Origin of the sequence: Novosphingobium ginsenosidimutans (genome assembly GCF_007954425.1) — a bacterium.
Classification (GTDB): domain Bacteria; phylum Pseudomonadota; class Alphaproteobacteria; order Sphingomonadales; family Sphingomonadaceae; genus Novosphingobium; species Novosphingobium ginsenosidimutans.
The window spans coordinates 1,490,343-1,507,111 of record NZ_CP042345.1 but is presented as its reverse complement, the minus strand read 5'-3'; the positions used below and the strand labels follow the sequence as shown (position 1 = coordinate 1,507,111).

Annotated in this window: 13 protein-coding genes; 2 read left to right on the top strand and 11 right to left on the bottom strand. The window is 64.4% G+C overall.

What is annotated here, in order from left to right:
- Positions 1–50: 50 nt before the first annotated feature.
- The 9 genes from guaA to FRF71_RS07450 all read right to left on the bottom strand — a co-directional run bounded on the left by guaA (position 51) and on the right by FRF71_RS07450 (position 11,061).
- The gene (gene guaA / locus FRF71_RS07490) at positions 51–1,610 is read right to left on the bottom strand and encodes a glutamine-hydrolyzing GMP synthase (protein ID WP_147090019.1); all 1,560 of its coding nucleotides are present in this window, start codon (positions 1,608–1,610) and stop codon (positions 51–53) included.
- A gap of 93 nt (positions 1,611–1,703) precedes the next feature.
- Positions 1,704–2,120, bottom strand: a complete 417-nt coding sequence (locus tag FRF71_RS07485; protein ID WP_147090018.1) for a helix-turn-helix domain-containing protein — start codon at positions 2,118–2,120, stop codon at positions 1,704–1,706.
- Between the two features lie 26 nt (positions 2,121–2,146).
- A complete protein-coding gene (locus FRF71_RS07480) occupies positions 2,147–2,347 on the bottom strand; it encodes a hypothetical protein (RefSeq protein ID WP_147090017.1) in 201 nt (66 codons plus the stop codon).
- 112 nt (positions 2,348–2,459) lie between these two features.
- The gene (locus tag FRF71_RS07475; RefSeq protein ID WP_147090016.1) at positions 2,460–4,007 is read right to left on the bottom strand and encodes a class I adenylate-forming enzyme family protein; all 1,548 of its coding nucleotides are present in this window, start codon (positions 4,005–4,007) and stop codon (positions 2,460–2,462) included.
- Between the two features lie 391 nt (positions 4,008–4,398).
- Positions 4,399–4,842: a MarR family winged helix-turn-helix transcriptional regulator gene (locus tag FRF71_RS07470; protein WP_147090015.1), complete on the bottom strand. Its 444-nt coding sequence runs from the start codon at positions 4,840–4,842 to the stop codon at positions 4,399–4,401.
- Entirely contained in the window at positions 4,839–5,960 is a 1,122-nt protein-coding gene (locus FRF71_RS07465) for a nitroreductase family protein (RefSeq protein ID WP_147090014.1), read from the bottom strand. Before FRF71_RS07465 ends, FRF71_RS07470 begins: the two co-directional genes overlap by 4 nt.
- 72 nt (positions 5,961–6,032) lie before the next feature.
- Entirely contained in the window at positions 6,033–7,460 is a 1,428-nt protein-coding gene (locus FRF71_RS07460) for a M20/M25/M40 family metallo-hydrolase (RefSeq protein ID WP_147090013.1), read from the bottom strand.
- Positions 7,461–7,467: 7 nt separating this feature from the next.
- Positions 7,468–8,898 carry a M20/M25/M40 family metallo-hydrolase gene (locus FRF71_RS07455; protein ID WP_147090012.1) on the bottom strand — a complete coding sequence of 477 codons (1,431 nt, stop codon included), beginning with the start codon at positions 8,896–8,898 and terminating at the stop codon, positions 7,468–7,470.
- 24 nt (positions 8,899–8,922) lie between these two features.
- Entirely contained in the window at positions 8,923–11,061 is a 2,139-nt protein-coding gene (locus FRF71_RS07450) for a prolyl oligopeptidase family serine peptidase (protein WP_147090011.1), read from the bottom strand.
- Between the two features lie 164 nt (positions 11,062–11,225).
- Between FRF71_RS07450 and gyrB the strand changes: the two genes are divergently transcribed.
- Positions 11,226–13,745: a DNA topoisomerase (ATP-hydrolyzing) subunit B gene (gene gyrB / locus FRF71_RS07445; RefSeq protein WP_147090010.1), complete on the top strand. Its 2,520-nt coding sequence runs from the start codon at positions 11,226–11,228 to the stop codon at positions 13,743–13,745.
- Positions 13,746–13,785: 40 nt separating this feature from the next.
- On the opposite strand, the gene FRF71_RS07440 is transcribed toward gyrB, so the two are convergent.
- Positions 13,786–14,184, bottom strand: coding sequence for an acyl-CoA thioesterase (locus FRF71_RS07440; RefSeq protein ID WP_147090009.1), 399 nt, complete (start codon positions 14,182–14,184; stop codon positions 13,786–13,788).
- 72 nt (positions 14,185–14,256) lie between these two features.
- On the bottom strand, positions 14,257–14,892 hold the full coding sequence (locus tag FRF71_RS07435; protein WP_147090008.1) for a TetR/AcrR family transcriptional regulator: 636 nt from the start codon (positions 14,890–14,892) through the stop codon (positions 14,257–14,259).
- Positions 14,893–15,017: 125 nt separating this feature from the next.
- Between FRF71_RS07435 and FRF71_RS07430 the strand changes: the two genes are divergently transcribed.
- Entirely contained in the window at positions 15,018–16,769 is a 1,752-nt protein-coding gene (locus FRF71_RS07430; RefSeq protein ID WP_147090007.1) for a bifunctional metallophosphatase/5'-nucleotidase, read from the top strand.

Genomic DNA, 16,769 nt, shown 5'->3' with positions numbered 1-16,769 from the left:
TGCTAGTCGGGGCTTTGCGCTCCGTCAGCCCGGTCTTAGGACCCGGCAGGTCACTCCCACTCGATGGTCCCCGGCGGCTTTGACGTATAGTCATAGACCACGCGGTTGATGCCCTTGACCTCGTTGATGATCCGGGTCGCGACGCGGCTTAGGAAGGCGGCGTCGAAGGGATAGATATCGGCAGTCATGCCGTCGGTGCTGGTCACGGCGCGCAGGGCACAGACCGAGTCATAGGTGCGGCCATCGCCCATCACGCCGACGGTCTTGACCGGCAGCAGCACGGCGAAGGCCTGCCAGATCGCATCATAAAGCCCGGCGTTGCGGATTTCCTCGAGATAGATCGCATCCGCCTTACGCAGGATGTCGCACCGCTCGCGGGTCACTTCGCCTGGAATGCGGATGGCCAGACCAGGCCCCGGGAAGGGATGGCGGCCGACGAAGATTTCGGGCAGGCCCAGCTCGCGGCCCAGCTCGCGGACTTCGTCCTTGAACAGTTCACGCAGGGGTTCGACCAGCTGCATGTTCATGCGGTCGGGCAGGCCGCCGACATTGTGGTGGCTCTTGATCGTGACACTTGGCCCGCCGGTGAAGGAGACGGACTCGATGACGTCGGGATAGAGCGTGCCCTGAGCGAGGAAATCGGCCCCACCCACTTGCTTGGCCTCTTCCTCGAACACGTCGATAAAGGTCTTGCCGATGAACTTGCGCTTGGCTTCGGGGTCGGTGACACCGGCCAGGCCGTTGAGGAACAGCGCCGAGACATCCTTGTGGACCAGCGGGATGTTGTAGTGGCCGCGGAACAGGCTGACGACCTGCTCGGCCTCGCCCAGCCGCATCAGGCCGTGATCAACGAAAACACAGGTCAGCTGATCGCCGATCGCTTCGTGGATCAGCACCGCGGCGACGGCACTGTCGACCCCTCCCGACAGGCCGCAGATCACCTTTCCCTTGCCGACCTGGGCGCGGATTTCCTCGATCTTGGTCTTGCGGAACTCGGCCATGGTCCAATCGCCGGCAAGGCCGCAGACATGGCGCACGAAGTTCTTGTATAGCTTGGCCCCGTCCGGCGTGTGGACCACTTCGGGGTGGAACTGCATCGCATAGATGCGCTTTTCGTCATTCGCGATCACCGCATAGGGCGCGCCGGGCGAGCTGGCGACGGGGCGAAAGCCGGGGGCCAGCGCCGTTACCTTGTCGCCGTGGCTCATCCAGACCTGGTGGGTCTCGCCTTCGGCCCAAAGGCCATCGAACAGCACACAGCGGTCCGAAACCTCGATGAAGGCACGGCCGAATTCGCCGCTGTCACCCTGCACGACTTCACCGCCAAGCTGATGCATCAGCGCCTGCTGGCCATAGCAGATCGCCATGATCGGCAGTCCGCTTTCCAGGATCTCCTCCGGGATGCGCGGACCATTCTCATCAAGTACCGAGGCCGGTCCGCCTGAAAGGATAATCCCCTTGGGCTGCATCCGCTGGAAAGCAGCGGCGGCGCTGCTGAACGGCGCGATTTCCGAATAGACCCCGGCTTCGCGCACACGGCGCGCGATCAGCTGGGTTACCTGGCTGCCGAAATCGACGATCAGGATCGAATCTGAAGGCTGGATGCTCATGGCTGGCCGATAAGGGCGGCGTGGCGCAGAGGCAAGGGTGGCGGCGCGGCAATCCCCCTTCACAGCCGGATCTGTCCGGCCGCGGCAATGCCATCAACCTTGCGCTGAACCGCCTTCGTTGCTGCCGACAATGCGCAGCGGCGGTGCTTCACGCAGCAATGCAGTAAGCGCGGCGATCTGGCGCCGCAGATAGGCCTTCAACTTGGTGCGCCCTTGTTCCGACAGCTCCGCAAGATTTGCCTGGGTGGTAACGAGACCGTGTTCTTCCAACACGCGCAGCCACCTTTCGGTCAATGGCAGCCCGAGTTCGAGTTCCCTGGCCAATTCTTCGAACGAAAGCTGCTGGGCGCGGTTTGCATGGGAGAAAAGCAGCAAAAGGATATCCCAGGCCGGCTCCCCCAAGAGGTCGGAACTGATCAGCTCGTAACGAATTTTGCGGGTCAAATAGGTACTGTAAGCAAGATTCTCGAGAGCATCAGCGCGGACAGACTGCCCTCCATTACCAATCATTGACACCACTCCACCTGACGAAGCCCTCAGTTCACGTTTCTGCTCGCACCGGAGTGCTCCTTCCCGCGATTGACCCGTCTGATCTCTGCACGGACCTTGTCGGCTGCTTCGCAGATCGAAATTGCCACCAGCGGCAATTGCAGATTGTCCGCCAGATTCAAACATGCATCCAGGTCAACAAGGAGCTGGCACAATTGATGTTCGTCGTTATTGTTTTTGCTTCCCATCGCGTTGGACTACGCGAATTGTTTCGTTAGATCAACAGTTCAAGCCCGCAGCGGCCCCAGCAGAGAGCGCTCCGGCAATCGTTTGCCCAAGTGCTTGGTACGCCTTCAACATTCAGCGCGGTTTCGCCGGCACGAGCTCCCGCAGATCGGTCTTCAGCAGCTTGCCGATATGGCTGCGCGGCATCTCGGCGATGGCGTAGAGTTCGGCCACGCGCTGGGTCTTGCCAAGGCGGCTGTTGGCGACGATTCGGATGTCCTCCAGGGATTCTTCGCCGACGCCCGGCCGCAGCACGACAAAGCCGACCGGGGTTTCGCCCCACTTCTCCGATTGGACGCCCACCACAGCGGCTTCGACCACGCGCTCGTCCTTGGCGAGTTCGCTTTCAAGGTCGATCGGGAAGATGTTGAACCCCCCCGAGATGATCACATCCTTGGTCCGCCCGACCAGTTCGACGAAGCCATCGGCGTCGACCCGCCCGACATCGCCCATCCGCTGCCAGACCGAGCCGTCCTCGGGATCGATCCAATAGCCTTCGCGGGTCTTTTCGGGCTGGTTCTTGTAGCCCAGCATCATGGTGGGCGACTTGCCGACCAGTTCGCCGGGGGTGCCAGGCGGCACTTCCTTCAGGTTCTCGTCCAGCACTTTCAGGAAATGGCCCGGTGCGGGCTTGCCGACAGTGTGGAGCTTGTCGGGGTGTTCGTGGACCGGGAAGATGCACGCCACCCCGCCCTCTGTCATGCCATAGATCTCGATCAGGCCGCCGGGCATCCGCCGCAGCACCTCTCCCTTGAGATCGGCCGGGAACGGCGCGCTGGTGCAGTACTTCATCTTCATCGACGCGAGGTCATAGTCGTCGAAGCGTTCGAACTGCATCAGCCGGCGGTACTGCACCGGGACCAGCATGGTGTGAGTGATCCGCTCGGCCTGGGCGCGTTCGAGCCACTTTTCGGTGTCGAACTTGCCCATCAGCGAGACATAGCCGCCCGAGTACATCGTCGGCAGGAACACGGCCATGGTGGTGTTCGAATAGAGCGGGGTCGAGGTCAGCGTGCGGCTGTCCGCGCCGTAATTGAGCGAGGCGCGGAAGGTCATCTGCCGCCAGCGCATGCCGTGGCTGTGGACGATGCCCTTGGGGATGCCAGTGGTCCCTGAAGAGTAGATGATGTTGAGCGGGTCGGCATCCTCCGGATCGAACGGCGCGGCCTTGGTCCCTGCCGGCGCCATAAAACCCTCCAGGTCTTCATCGAGGACGATCTGGTTTTCGATCGGCAACTTGAAATCGCCCAGTTCGGTCAGCTTGGCGCGATCGATGAACAGGTGGATCGCGCCCGAATCCTTGGCCATCCCCGCCAGCTGTTCCGGGCTGGCGCTGGTAGTCAGCGGCGCGGCACAGCCCCCGGCGCGGATCGCGGCGAGGTAGATCAGCGCGTAATTGACCGTGGTGGTGCCCAGGATCGCCACCGCCTGGCCGCGTTGCAGCCCATCGGCCTGGAGCCGGGCGGCGATCCGCTCAACCCGGTCTGCCATTTCGCGCCACGAGAGCGTGACCGCGCCATCGTAAAGCGCCGGGGCATCGCCGCGATATTCGCCCCAGGCGGCGATCAGGCCGGGAAAGGACCCGAAGGGCAGGTCAAGCTGCAGGGCGGGATCGGCAGTCATCGGCGGGCTTCCTCTCTGGATTCTCTTTTTTCCTCCCAAGCAAGCGGCTGCCGCCCATGCAAGCGCGGAGTGCCGTTGCGGCCGCTTACCGGGGCGAAAATTTAAGTTGCAAAGTTTGCAACAAGTTTTTCCGCCTTTGCACTAGTAATCTCTACCGGAAAGATTATGTTGCAAATGCGAACTGAATGAGCAGTCGCACAACTCAAGAGGAGCACACAATGCGTAGCATCGCCGCCTTTGTGCTGCCGATCATCGCCGCTCTCAGCACGAGCGGTCTGATGTTCTCCGCCACCCTCGCCTGATCCTTCAGGCGTCCCGCGCGGACAGCACATTCCCAAACCAAAGGCCGTCGCGCCGATCCGGCGCGGCGGCCTTTCGTTTGTCCAGGGGTTCAATCCCGCGCGCGGTCCAGTGCCTCGCGCAATTGCCGCAGCAGTTCAAGCAAGCGCACCTGATCCGGTTGGGCCAGCGCCCTATCGACTAACGGCAGCAGTGGCATGATTGCCGCAATGCAAGCCTGGCGCATAGCCTCGCCCGCATCGGTAAGTCTTACCTGCTTGCCGCGCCCGTCAGCGGGATCGTCGGCAATCTCCACCAGGCCACGCTGGACCAACCGGCCAAGCGTGCTGGTCATGGTCGCGCGGCTGACCTGCATGGCCGCCGCGATTGTCCCGGGCGACTGGCTGGGCCGCGCCCGGCGCGAAAGATGTTGCAGAACCCCGAACTGGGCCCGGGTCATGCCGCGCGGCAGGGTCCGCTCAAAGGCGGTGCCGCCGAGCTGGTCGATGATCCCGATTTCGGTGAACAGTTGAAAGGCAAGCGGATCTTCGGTCATGCGAGCAGGTGGGCCTCCAGCGGATAGCGGGCAGCGGGGCGGACCGGATCAGCCAGCCCCAGCCGCGCCAGCATCTGTAGCCGAGCCCCCGGCTCTGGCACCAGCAAACGATGCACGGAGGCAAAGAGCTCGGCCATTTCGGGATATTCCTGCATGGACTGGCTGAGCGGGTGGATCGCGACCCCGGCCGCAGCGGCGCGCAAGGTTAGCCGGGCATAGGCCCGTCCCGCCGCGATCTGGCTGGCCCGGCTGTTGTCCGGGGTTGCGATCCAGGCGGCGGCCGGGATCGAAGCATAGGTGGTTTGCAGATCTTCCAGTCCCAGCCGGTAGGCCGTGCTCGCCGGATCGGCGATGCTGGCACGGGTGGTCATGCCCAAAGCGGCGGTAGCCTCGATCAGCGGACCCGAAAGTGCCAGTCCATCTGGCTTGGCATCGATCTCCGCTGCGCCGATCCGCAGCAGATCGACGCTTTCCTGATGCGTCCGGGGGGTTCGCGTCTCGCGGGTAATTGCCGCCACGGTGATCTGCCGCAGGGCTTCGAGCAGGGCTGGATCATCGCTGAAGGTCACGCCCGGCTCAGCAAGCGTGGCCAGCCGGCCTGCCGGGAGCGGGCGATAGACCTGGCGATTGGTCCGCCGCGCAGCGATGGCCGGCAGCAAGGTATCGGGGCGAAGTGCCGGGTCGGGCACAAAGCGCAACCGCGCGACTGGACGGCTGTCGAGGCGCGGCTGGGCCTCGCCATCCGGAAATGGGATCACCTCAAGCCGCTGCCCGCGCGAACTGGCGGCAATGCTGGCGAGTTCGATGAAGGTCCCAAAGCCGATGGTGATCTGCCGGTCAAAGGGGTCGGTCTGGGGCAAGCGCTTGGCCAGGTCGCAGGTCAGCGTTGCGCCATCCTGACCATCAAGGCGGATCAGCCACGGCTGGCGATTGTGCGGATTGGGGGCAAGGATAGCGTGGCGGAAGGCGTCGAGCCGCGCATCGGCTACTGGTCTGGCGAGGTCGCGCCATGGTCCAATCGCCGCGTCGGGCTGGCGCATGACCCGCCAGGTTCCCGCGGCGGCGCCCGCCACCAGAACGCCGCCCAATCCTGCTATCACCTGTCGCCGCGAAACCATGGCCGCCTCCAATGATTCGATATCAAACTATATAGTTCGATATCGAATCATCTGCAAGTGCGGCGTGGTGTGCTACTTGCCCGCGTAGGCAGCCACTAGCTCACCCAGGAAATCGCGCCCGGTGTAAAGCGCGGCCACTTCCAGCCGTTCGTTGAGCCCGTGGACACCGTTGCCGTCGCTATCGCCCCACATCCCGGGGACGCCATAAGTCGGGATACCGACCGCACCGAGGAAGGTGGCGTCGGTATAGCCGTTGGCCATCACCGGCACGAGCGGCACGCCTGGGAAGTACTTGGCGACCAGCTTGCGCGCGGGTTCGACCACCTTGGGATCGAGCGGCGGATTGGGCGGGCTGGGCCGCAGCGGCGCGAGCGCGGTGACCGTCACGCCGGGATCGCCGATGATCGCCGAGAGCTCCTGCCGGATCGCCTCGACCGAGTGGCCGGGGAAGATCCGGCAGTTGACGTTGGCCTGGGCCCGCTGCGGCAGCGCGTTGCGGGCATGGCCGGCGTCCAGCATCGTCGCGACGCAGGTGGTGCGCAGGTTCGAATGGAGGAACGGTTCCGCATTGACCACGGCCTCGGCCGCCTTGTCGGCCGGGTTATCGGCCAGGGCGACCATCGCCTTGCCCACGGCATCGCCGCGCCCGGCCCCGGCCACCTTGAAATAGGTCCGGGTGGTGTCGGTGAATTCCAGCGGAAAGCTGTGGGCCTCGATCTTCTTGAGCGCCCCCGCAAGCTGGTAGATCGCATTGTCAGGCCGCGGGACCGAGCTGTGCCCGCCCGGATTGCGCGCTTCGAGCTGGTAATTGGCGAAGGTCTTTTCCCCAACCTGGATTGCCTGCTCAACCACCTTGCCGCCGGCCGCGACCGCCTTGCCATTGGTGCCGCCCCCGCCGCCTTCGTTAAGCGCGAATTCGGCGTCGATCAGCTCGCGCTTGTTGGCGGCGAGCCATTCGGCCCCGTTGAAGGCGCCATTGGTTTCCTCGCCGCAGGTCAGCGCCATTTTCAGCGTGCGCTTGGCCCGCGTCCCGGCCTTGGCGTGCTGGACCAGGATATCGGTCCAGATCGCCGCCAGCCCCTTGGTATCGGAGGTGCCGCGGCCATAGAAATAGCCGTCCTCATCGATCAGGGTGTAGGGATCGCGTTCCCAGTCCGCCCGCTTGGCCGCGACCACATCGATATGAGCGATCAGCAACAGCGGCTTCAGCGTCTTCGAACTGCCCGGCAAGACGGCGACGAGGCCGCCTTCCTTGGGGTGCGCCGGATCGGCGAAGAGGGTCAGCTGGTCATCCTTGAAGCCCGCCGCCTTCATCCGCGCCGCCACCCGCTCCGCCGCCAAGGTGCAGCTGCCCGTGGTGATCGAGGTGTCGGTTTCGATCATCTCCTTGAACAGTTCGCGCAGCTCCGCCTTCTGCGGCGAGAGTTGTGCAGGCTGGGCGAGCGCGCTGGTTGCCGCCAGCGCAAGGGCCAGCGTGATCCCGGTTTTCAGCATTGGCATAACCCCCTCAGCGCCCCTTCGGGCTGGCATAGGCCTTGACCAGTTCGGTCAGCATGTCGCGCCCGGTATAGACCGCCTTGACGATCGCCCGCTCGTTCAGGCCATGCGCGCCATTGCCATCAGGATCGCCATAAAGCCCCGGCGGGCCATAGGATGGGATGCCGATCGCGCCGAAGAAGATCCCGTCGGTCCCCCCGGTCGACATCATCGGCACCAGCGGCACGCCGGGATAGTACTTGGCGACCAACTTCTCGGCCGGCTCAAGGATCTGCTTGGTCAGCGGCGGCGGTACCGCGATCGGGCCGCGATCGTCGACCTTGACCACGGTCATGCGCGGATCGGCGATCACCTGTTCGAGCGTCTTGCGGACCTCTTCATAGCCCACGCCGGGGAAGATCCGGCAATTGACAAGCGCACCGGCGCGCTGCGGCAGCGCGTTATTGGCATGGCCGCCATCAAGCTGCGTGGCGACGCAAGTGGTGCGCAGCATAGAGTGATACATCCGGTCCTTGTCGAGCACCGCGACGGCCGCCTTGTCCTGCGGGTTGGCAACCACGGCCAGCATGGCCTTGCCCATCTCGTCGGTCCGGCCGGCACCCAGCCGCGAGAAGTAGGCCCGCGTGGTATCGTTGAGCATGACAGGGAATTCGAACTCGCGCAGCTTCATCAGCGCGTCGGACAGCTCGTAGATCGCGTTGTCGCGGATCGGGATCGAGGAGTGGCCGCCCGGATTGGTCGCTTCGATCCGATAATTGCCGACGGTCTTTTCGCCGACGTGGAAGTTCTGCGCGACAACCGTGCCCTTGCCGTCCGTCCGCCCGCCGCCGCCTTCATTGAGGACGAATTCGGCATCGATCAGGTCACGCCGGTTCTCGGTCAGCCAGCGCGCGCCGTTGAAGGCCCAGCTGGTTTCTTCACCGCAGGTCAGCGCCAGCTTGATCGTCCGCTTGGGCTTGTAGCCCTCGGCCCGGAATCGTTCCAGCATGTCGACCCAGATCGCGGCGAGCGCCTTCATGTCGGAGGTGCCGCGGCCATAGAAATAGCCGTCTTCCTCGAACAGGGTGTAGGGATCGCGGGTCCAGTCCTCGCGCTTAGCCACAACCACGTCGATATGGCCAAGCAGCAGCATCGGCTTCAGCGTTTTCGAGCTACCCTGAAAGACGGCGACGATGCCGCCTTCCTTGGGATGCTCAGGCACGGAAAACTGGGTCAGCTCCGACTGCTGGAAGCCATTGGCCAGCATGTGCTTTTCGATCTTGCCGGCCAGCGCGGTGCAGCTGCCAGTGGTGATCGACGTGTCGGTTTCCACCATTTCCTTGTAGAGCGCGCGGAACTTCGCCTTGTCGGGCGGCAGCGTGTCCTGGGCCTGGGCCTGGGCCTGGGCCCCGACCAGACCCAGCACCAGCGCCGAAGCGATCCCCAATAGACGTGCCTTCATTGCAATCCCCTTCCCTGAAATGGTTCAGCGCGGCGGCTGGAATTCCTTCACCCCGGCCTGCCACAGCACGAAGCTGTAGATATCGGCCCACATTGCGTCGCGCTGGCTGCGGGTTGAACCCATGCCGTGGCCTGCGCCAAAATCGATCCGCAGCATCACCGGCTCGCCGCTGGTGGTCGCGGCGGCCAGGCGGGCGGCATACTTGGCGCTGTGAAACGTGGCGGCGCGCGGATCGTTGAGCCCGCTCACCACCAGCGTTGCCGGGTATTTCGTGCCCGCCTTGATGTGCTGATAGGGATCAAGATCGAACATCGTCTTGAAGGTGGCCGCATCGGTGATCGGCCCGCCCCATTCGGGAATGTCGGCGTTGTTCTGCTCCGACACGTAGCGGATCGGGTTCATGAAGCCGACATTGGCAATCGCCCCGGTGAACAGGTCCGGCCGGGTGTTGACCGCCTGCCCCACCATCACCCCGCCCGCCGAAGTGCCGATGATGCTCATCAGCTTAGGTATGGTCAGCTTGGTCTTCACCAAGGTTTCCGCGACGTCGATCGCATCGTTCCAGGTGTTGGCCTTGGTCGGCCCGCGCCCGCCATAGTGCCAGTCCCGTCCGAACTCTCCGCCGCCGCGAACATGAGCGACCACATAAGTGCCGCCGCGATCAAGGAATGGCATCAGGGCGGTCTGGAAGCCGGGCAGGTAGGCATAGCCATAGGAACCGTAGGCCTCGATCAGCAGCGGCCCCGGCCCCTTGGCACCCGTGCCCTTGCGCGCGATCACGGTGTAGGGAACCGTGGTGCCATCGCGCGCCGTCGTGGTCAGGGTGCGGGCTTCATAGCGGGCCGGATCATAGCCCTCGGGACTGCTGGTCAGGTTCATCCTGTGCAGCGTCCCGTCGGGGGTCATATGGTAGATGTCGTTGGGCGTCAGCCAGCCAACCAGCCCGATATAGGCCTCTCCGGTCTCCTCGACCTTGCTGAGCAGATTGGCGGAACCGGCAAAGGGCAGAGCCACGCGAGTCGCCTCGCCAGCGGCACTGACGCGCCACAGCCCGTTCTGCGCGCCTTCGACGGTCGATACCAGCACCGCATTGCCAACGGTCAGCATGCGCTCGATCACCGGATTGCCCGGCAGCCTGATCTCGCGCGCGGTTGCCAGGTCGGGCTGGGCCAGCGGTGTCACCAGGATCTTGCCATTCGGGGCATCGCGTGTGGTTTTGATCCACAGGTCAGTGCCCAGCACTTCGGCGCCTTCGATCTGGGCTTCATAATCGCCCACCCGGCGCCACTCGGGCTTGCCGGCCAGCAGGGCCGAGCGGCTGGTCAGATAGAGCTTCGATTCGCGCCGCCCGTCAAAGACCGCAAAGACCGCCGTGTCGGTCTTGCGGTCAAAGTCGACGATTGCAAAGTCATTGGGCGCCAGCGCCACCGGGGCCTTGGCGCGATCGAACAGCAGCGGATCGGGCCCGGTGCTTCCCAGCTTGTGCAGCTTCGACACATTGTTGAGGTAATAGCTGGGTGTGCCCTGCTCACCCGTCAGCTGAAGATAGCCGAACCCGCTTGAATCCGGCAGCCAGGAAACCTGGCCGAAATCGGTTGCCGGGATCCTGGTTTCCAGCAGCTTGCCGGTGGGCACTTCAACCACGTGCAGCACCGAAGCCTCGGTGCCGCGCTTGGACAGGCCGACCGCGACATAGCGGCCATCGGGCGACGGCACCCACCAGTCGAGCGCTTGCGGCGTGCCCAGCACGGTTGCCGGATCGACCAGCACGCGCTCGGCCATCTTGCCCAGGCGAACGTAAAGCTTGGGATCCTCGGCCCCGCGGTCGCGGCGCATGATGAACACCGCCTGCCCGGCCTTGCGGACCATGCCGACCCCAACCTGCTCGCCCGAGAGCGCCTGGATCGATTTGAACAGGCCGTCGCGGCCTGGCACCCTGGCCATGGCCGCGGCGGTATGATCGGCCTGGGCCTTGAGCCACGGCATCCAGCGCGGGTCCTTGCCGGATTCCATCCAGCGGTAGGGATCATCGACCTTGGTGCCGTAATAATCGTCGGTCACGACTTCGACCGGGGCGGTTGGCGGCGATGTTTCGCCTGCCAGAACCGGGTGCGACAGCAGCGCCGCGAGCGACCCTGCAAGGACCAGAAGCTTCCTGTTCATCGTATTCTCCCCTGTGCAGGAAGCAGCAATTGAGCAGCTTTGCCGCAGCGGGGAAAGAGGCTTGCTTCAACTTCGCCGATCCTGGCCCCAACCTTGGGGAAAAAGCGGTTTGCGAAGGGCGCTTTTGCTTGGGGTTTCGGCGCCCTTTGCCTATAGCCCGGACCATGTCCGATACCCCCGAAAACACCCCCGCTTCTGGCGCCAACCAGAACGCCTATGGCGCCGATTCGATCAAGGTCCTGAAAGGGCTGGATGCCGTCCGCAAGCGGCCCGGCATGTACATTGGCGATACCGACGACGGATCGGGGCTGCACCACATGGTGTTCGAGGTTTCGGACAACGCGATCGACGAGGCGCTGGCCGGCCACTGTGACCTGGTGCTGATCGAACTCAACCCCGATGGCTCGGTTTCGGTCGAAGACAACGGCCGCGGCATTCCGACCGGCATCCACGCCGAGGAAGGTGTTTCAGCGGCCGAGGTCATCATGACCCAGCTTCACGCCGGCGGTAAGTTCGAGAACACCAGCGACGATAACGCCTACAAGGTTTCGGGCGGTCTCCACGGCGTCGGCGTCTCGGTGGTCAATGCCCTGTCGGAATGGCTCGAGCTGACGATCTGGCGCGACGGCCAGGAACACTGGATGAAGTTTGCCCATGGCGATGCCGTTGCGCCGCTGGTAGTGCGCGGTCCCGCGCCCGCCGGCAAGAAGGGCACCCGCGTGACCTTCCTGGCCAGCGAAGAGACCTTCAAGAACGTCACGGTCTACGATTTCGACAAGCTTGAGCACCGCTACCGCGAGCTGGCCTTCCTCAACTCGGGCGTGCGCATCCTGCTGCGCGACCTGCGCGGTGAGGAAGTGAAGGAGCATGATCTGTTCTACGAAGGCGGGATTGCCGCCTTCGTGAAGTACCTCGATCGCAACAAGACCCCGCTGCTGCCCGATCCGATCGCGATCAGTTCGGAGCGGGACGGGATCGGCATCGATGTCGCGCTGGAATGGAACGATTCGTATTACGAAAACGTCCTGTGCTTCACCAACAACATCCCGCAGCGCGATGGCGGCACGCACCTCGCCGCATTCCGCGCCGCGCTGACCCGCACGCTCAACGGCTATGCCGAAAAGTCCGGCCTGCTGAAGAAGGAAAAGGTCAACCTGACCGGCGAGGACATGCGCGAAGGGCTGACCGCGATCGTCTCGGTCAAGCTGCCTGACCCCAAGTTCTCGTCGCAGACCAAGGACAAGCTGGTCTCCTCCGAAGTGCGCCAGCCGCTGGAAAGCCTGATGGCTGACCGGATGAGCGAGTGGCTCGAAGAGAACCCGGCCTATGCCAAGGCCGTGGTCGGCAAGATCATCGACGCCGCCGCCGCGCGCGAAGCCGCCCGCCGTGCCCGCGAGCTGACCCGCCGCAAGGGCGCGATGGACATCGCCAGCCTTCCCGGCAAGCTGGCCGACTGCCAGGAACGCGATCCCAGCAAGTGCGAACTGTTCCTGGTCGAAGGGGATTCGGCCGGCGGTTCGGCCAAGCAGGGGCGTGACCGCAACATTCAGGCGATCCTGCCGCTGAAGGGCAAGATCCTGAACGTCGAGCGCGCGCGGTTTGACCGGATCATCAGCTCGAAGGAAGTCGGCACGCTGATCCAGGCGATGGGCACTGGCATCCGCGATGAATTCAACCTGGCGAAGCTGCGTTATCACAAGATCGTGATCATGACCGACGCCGACGTCGACGGCGCGCATATCCGCACGCTGCTGCTGACCTTCTTCCACCGGCAGATGCCAGAGATTATCCGCAACGGGCACCTCTTCATCGCCCAGCCGCCGCTCTACAAGGTCGCCAAGGGCCGCAGCGAGGTCTACCTGAAGGACGCCGCCGCGCTCGATCGCTACCTGGTTGAGGCGGGCCTGACCGGACGGGTGCTGGAAACCTCGGGCGGGGCCCGCGCGGGCAGCGAGCTTGAGGCGTTGGTCGAACACGCCATGCGGCTGCGCAGCCTGATGGGCTTCGTGCCGCGCCGCTATGACGCGGCAGTGATCGAGGCGCTGGCGCTGGACGGCGCGCTGCTGCCCGATATCACGCCGGCGGACCGCACCACTGCGCTTGCCCGCGTGGCCGAACGGCTGGGCCGGGCCGACCAGGAAGCCCGCTGGAGCGCCAGCCTGCGTGAGGATGGCTCGGTCCTGGTCCAGCGCATTTGGCGCGGGGTTACCGATGCCTTCCCGATTGATGCGAGCTTCCTGACCAGCGCCGAAGCACGCAAGCTCGCCCGCGTCGCGGCCGAACACGCCGAGGCCTATGCCGGCGTTGCCCGGCTGGTCCGCGCGGCCGCCGCCGAAGCCGAACCGGAAGTTGAGGCCGATAGCGAAGAGGGCGATGCCCCCGCCCCGGTCCGCCTGATCGCTGGCGACGGCACGATCACGCGCCCCAGCCAGCTGCTCGATGCCGTGCTCGCCGCCGGGCGCAAGGGCCTGTCGATCGCACGCTACAAGGGCCTGGGCGAGATGAATGCGGAGCAGCTGTGGGAGACCACGCTCGATCCGGACAACCGCAGCCTGCTGCAGGTCAAGGTCGAGGATGCCGACGTGACGGACGAGATCTTCACACGCCTGATGGGCGACGTGGTCGAACCACGCCGCGACTTCATCCAGGAAAACGCGCTGAACGTGGCGAATCTCGACGTGTAGGCCAGTCGCCTCCGCGATTGGCTAGCACCACCGGCCCGCTCTAAGTCGGGAAGAACTTTGCAACCACGTCGCGCGCCAGCCGCGCGGGGCGTAGGGTTTCGGCGTCGAGCGAGCACCAGGTCGAGCGGACTTCAGCGAGGATGTCCTCGCCGCGGTGGATCACCGTTTCATAGAACGCGCGGACTCCCTGCACCTTCTCGAGCAGAACCGTCGCGACCACGTCATCGCCCAGGAAGCCTGGCTTGCGATAGGTAATCTCGTGCTTCAGGGCGACCCACAAGTGCGCGGCAACCGCATGCGGCGGGGCGAAGGCGCGCCAGTGATCAAGCACCGCTTCCTGCACCCAGTTGAGATATCGGGCATTGTTGACATGCCCCATGAAATCGATGTCGTGGGGTTCGACTGCAATGGCGAACTTATGGCGCAGGGTGTTACTCACACCTTTGTAAGTAACCTGTTTTGAACGGCAGCGCCAGTAGGCCAGATGGCGGACCGTCGTCCGCCCTGCCCGTTACGCCGCGCGCAGGCCGGTAACCGCCCTCGCGCCGCGGTCGACCGCGGACAAGCCATCGAAGACGGCATCGACGATCCGGGCCAGCTTTTCTTCCGACAGCTTGGGCATGATCAGCCCCATCAGACCGATATTCACGTAAGGCGCGACCATCTGATTGATCAGGCTGATCGCTTCATCAATCTCGAGCCCGGCAAAGTGCCCATCGGCCATGGCCTCAGCCACAATCTCACCCAGGTAATGATCGCCCAGGTCGACATAGCTGCGCACAACTTCGAAGTGCTCTTCGCCAACATCGCAATAGGTCTGGAACACCACCGGATCGCGCTCCCACATCCCGCGGATCAGGGCGAAGCGGCGGGCGTAGAACTCATACATTTTGCGGCGGGGCGGCAGGTCGCTGGCGACCACTTCCTCCATGATTGCCACCTTGGGGGCAAACCAGCGGCCGGCAATCGCCTCGATCACGGCTTCCTTGCTCTCAAAGTAGCGATAGAGATTGGCGGGGGACATGCCAGCCAAGGCAGCCAGCTCGGTCATGGTCAGTGCGCCATTGCCGCGCTCTTCGATCATCGCCGTGGCGATATCGAGCAATTGTTCCCGTCCGGCTTCAAGGTCCGTCTGCGGCCGCGCCATGGCGCTATTCTCCCCTAGGGTTATGGCGGGCAATATAGAAAGGTAGGGGCAATGTTTCAAGAAACTGTCTTAATTGCATAATACGCACGGCTTGTTGTCGTCGCTGCATCAGCTAGGACGGATTCATGTCGAATCTTCGCTTTCTGCCGCTTGCCCTGCTGCCCCTGATCGCTGCCTGCGCCACGCCGCAGGGTGCCCGACAGCCCGCACCGACGGTCAAGGTCGGGCTGCTGGCGATCAACGATTTCCACGGTGCGCTGGAAATGCCGCGCCAGTCGGTCTTTGTGCCGGATGACAAGGGCGAGGCGATGCCGGTTCCCGCGGGCGGCGCAGCCTATCTCGCCAGCGCGATAGACAGCCTCAGGGCGCAGCACCCCAACCACCTCGTGGTCAGCGCGGGTGATCTGATCGGCGCCTCGCAGCTGGCCTCGTCGCTGTTCCTCGATGAACCGACGATCGAGGTGATGAATCGAATCGGGCTGGACTTCAACGCCACCGGCAACCACGAATTCGATCGCGGCCAGGACGAGCTGCTGCGGATGCAAAGTGGCGGCTGCACCCAGCACACCGCGCGCAAGCCCTGCCAGGTCGAGCCGTTCAAGGGCGCGAAGTTCAAGTTCCTTGGCGCGAATACGATCAAGGCCGATGGTTCCACCCTGTTCCCGGGCACGGCGATCCGCAGCTTCGGTTCGGGCCGCAACAAGGTCGATATCGGCCTGATCGGACTGACGCTGGAAGGAACCGGCGAACTGGTCTCGCCCGAGGGGATCAAGGGCCTGACCTTCGCCGATGAAGCATCAACGATCAACGCCGCTGTCCCGCGCCTGCGCGCAGCAGGGGCCGATGCGATCGTGGTGGTGATCCACGAAGGGGTGCGGACGAAGGGCACCCCCAACCCGCAGGGCTGCGAAGGCGCGAGTGGGCCGCTGGGCGAGATCGTGAACCAGCTCGACGGGGTCGACGTGGTCGTCTCGGGCCACACGCACTGGGCCTATATCTGCGAATGGCCGGGCAAAAACCCGGCCAGGCCGGTCCTGATGACCAGCGCCGGGGTGTTCGGCACCCTCGTGACCGAAATCAACCTGGAGATCGACCCACGCGCCGGCCGGGTGGTGGGCCGCTCGGCCCGCAACGTCATCGTCCAGAGCGAGGCCTATCGACCCGCTGCCGACCGCGTTTCGCCCAATACCGACCGCTTCCCGCGCTTCGCCCCGCGCGCCGATATTGCCGACTATGTCGTGAAGTACACCGAAGCAGCGCGCCAATTTGCGCTCCGTCCGGCCGGGCGGATCGGCGGCGAGGCAACGCGCGGCGGCGATGCCTCCAGCACGGGAGGCACGCTTGGCTCGCTGATCGCGGATGCGCAGCTCGCTGCAACCGCTGGAGCCGGGGCCCAGATCGCCTTCATGAACCCCTTCGGCATCCGCGCGCCGTGGCGGCTGGCACCCGGCGAGAACGGCCAGCTGACCTTTGGCGATATCTACAAGGTCCAGCCGTTCAACAACACCCTGCTGACCCAAACGCTGACTGGGGCGCAGCTCCGCCGCTTGCTTGAACAGAACTTCGACGGGATCGGGCCGAACCAGGTGCTCAGCCCTTCGCGCGGGTTTGCCTATAGTTATGACATGTCGCGTCCGATCGGCAGCCGGATCGTTTCGATCACGCTTGATGGCCAGCCGATCGACGATGCGGCGCGCTATCGCGTCACCACCAGCGACTTCCTGGCCAATGGCGGGGACACCTACAGCGAACTGGCCAAGGGTACCGACCGGGTGCTGGGAATCTCAGACCTGGCGGCGCTGGAAGCCTGGCTGCAGGCAATCCCGCCGCGCGCCGTACCACTGGAAGAGCGAGCGAAGGACCTTACCCCGCGCTAG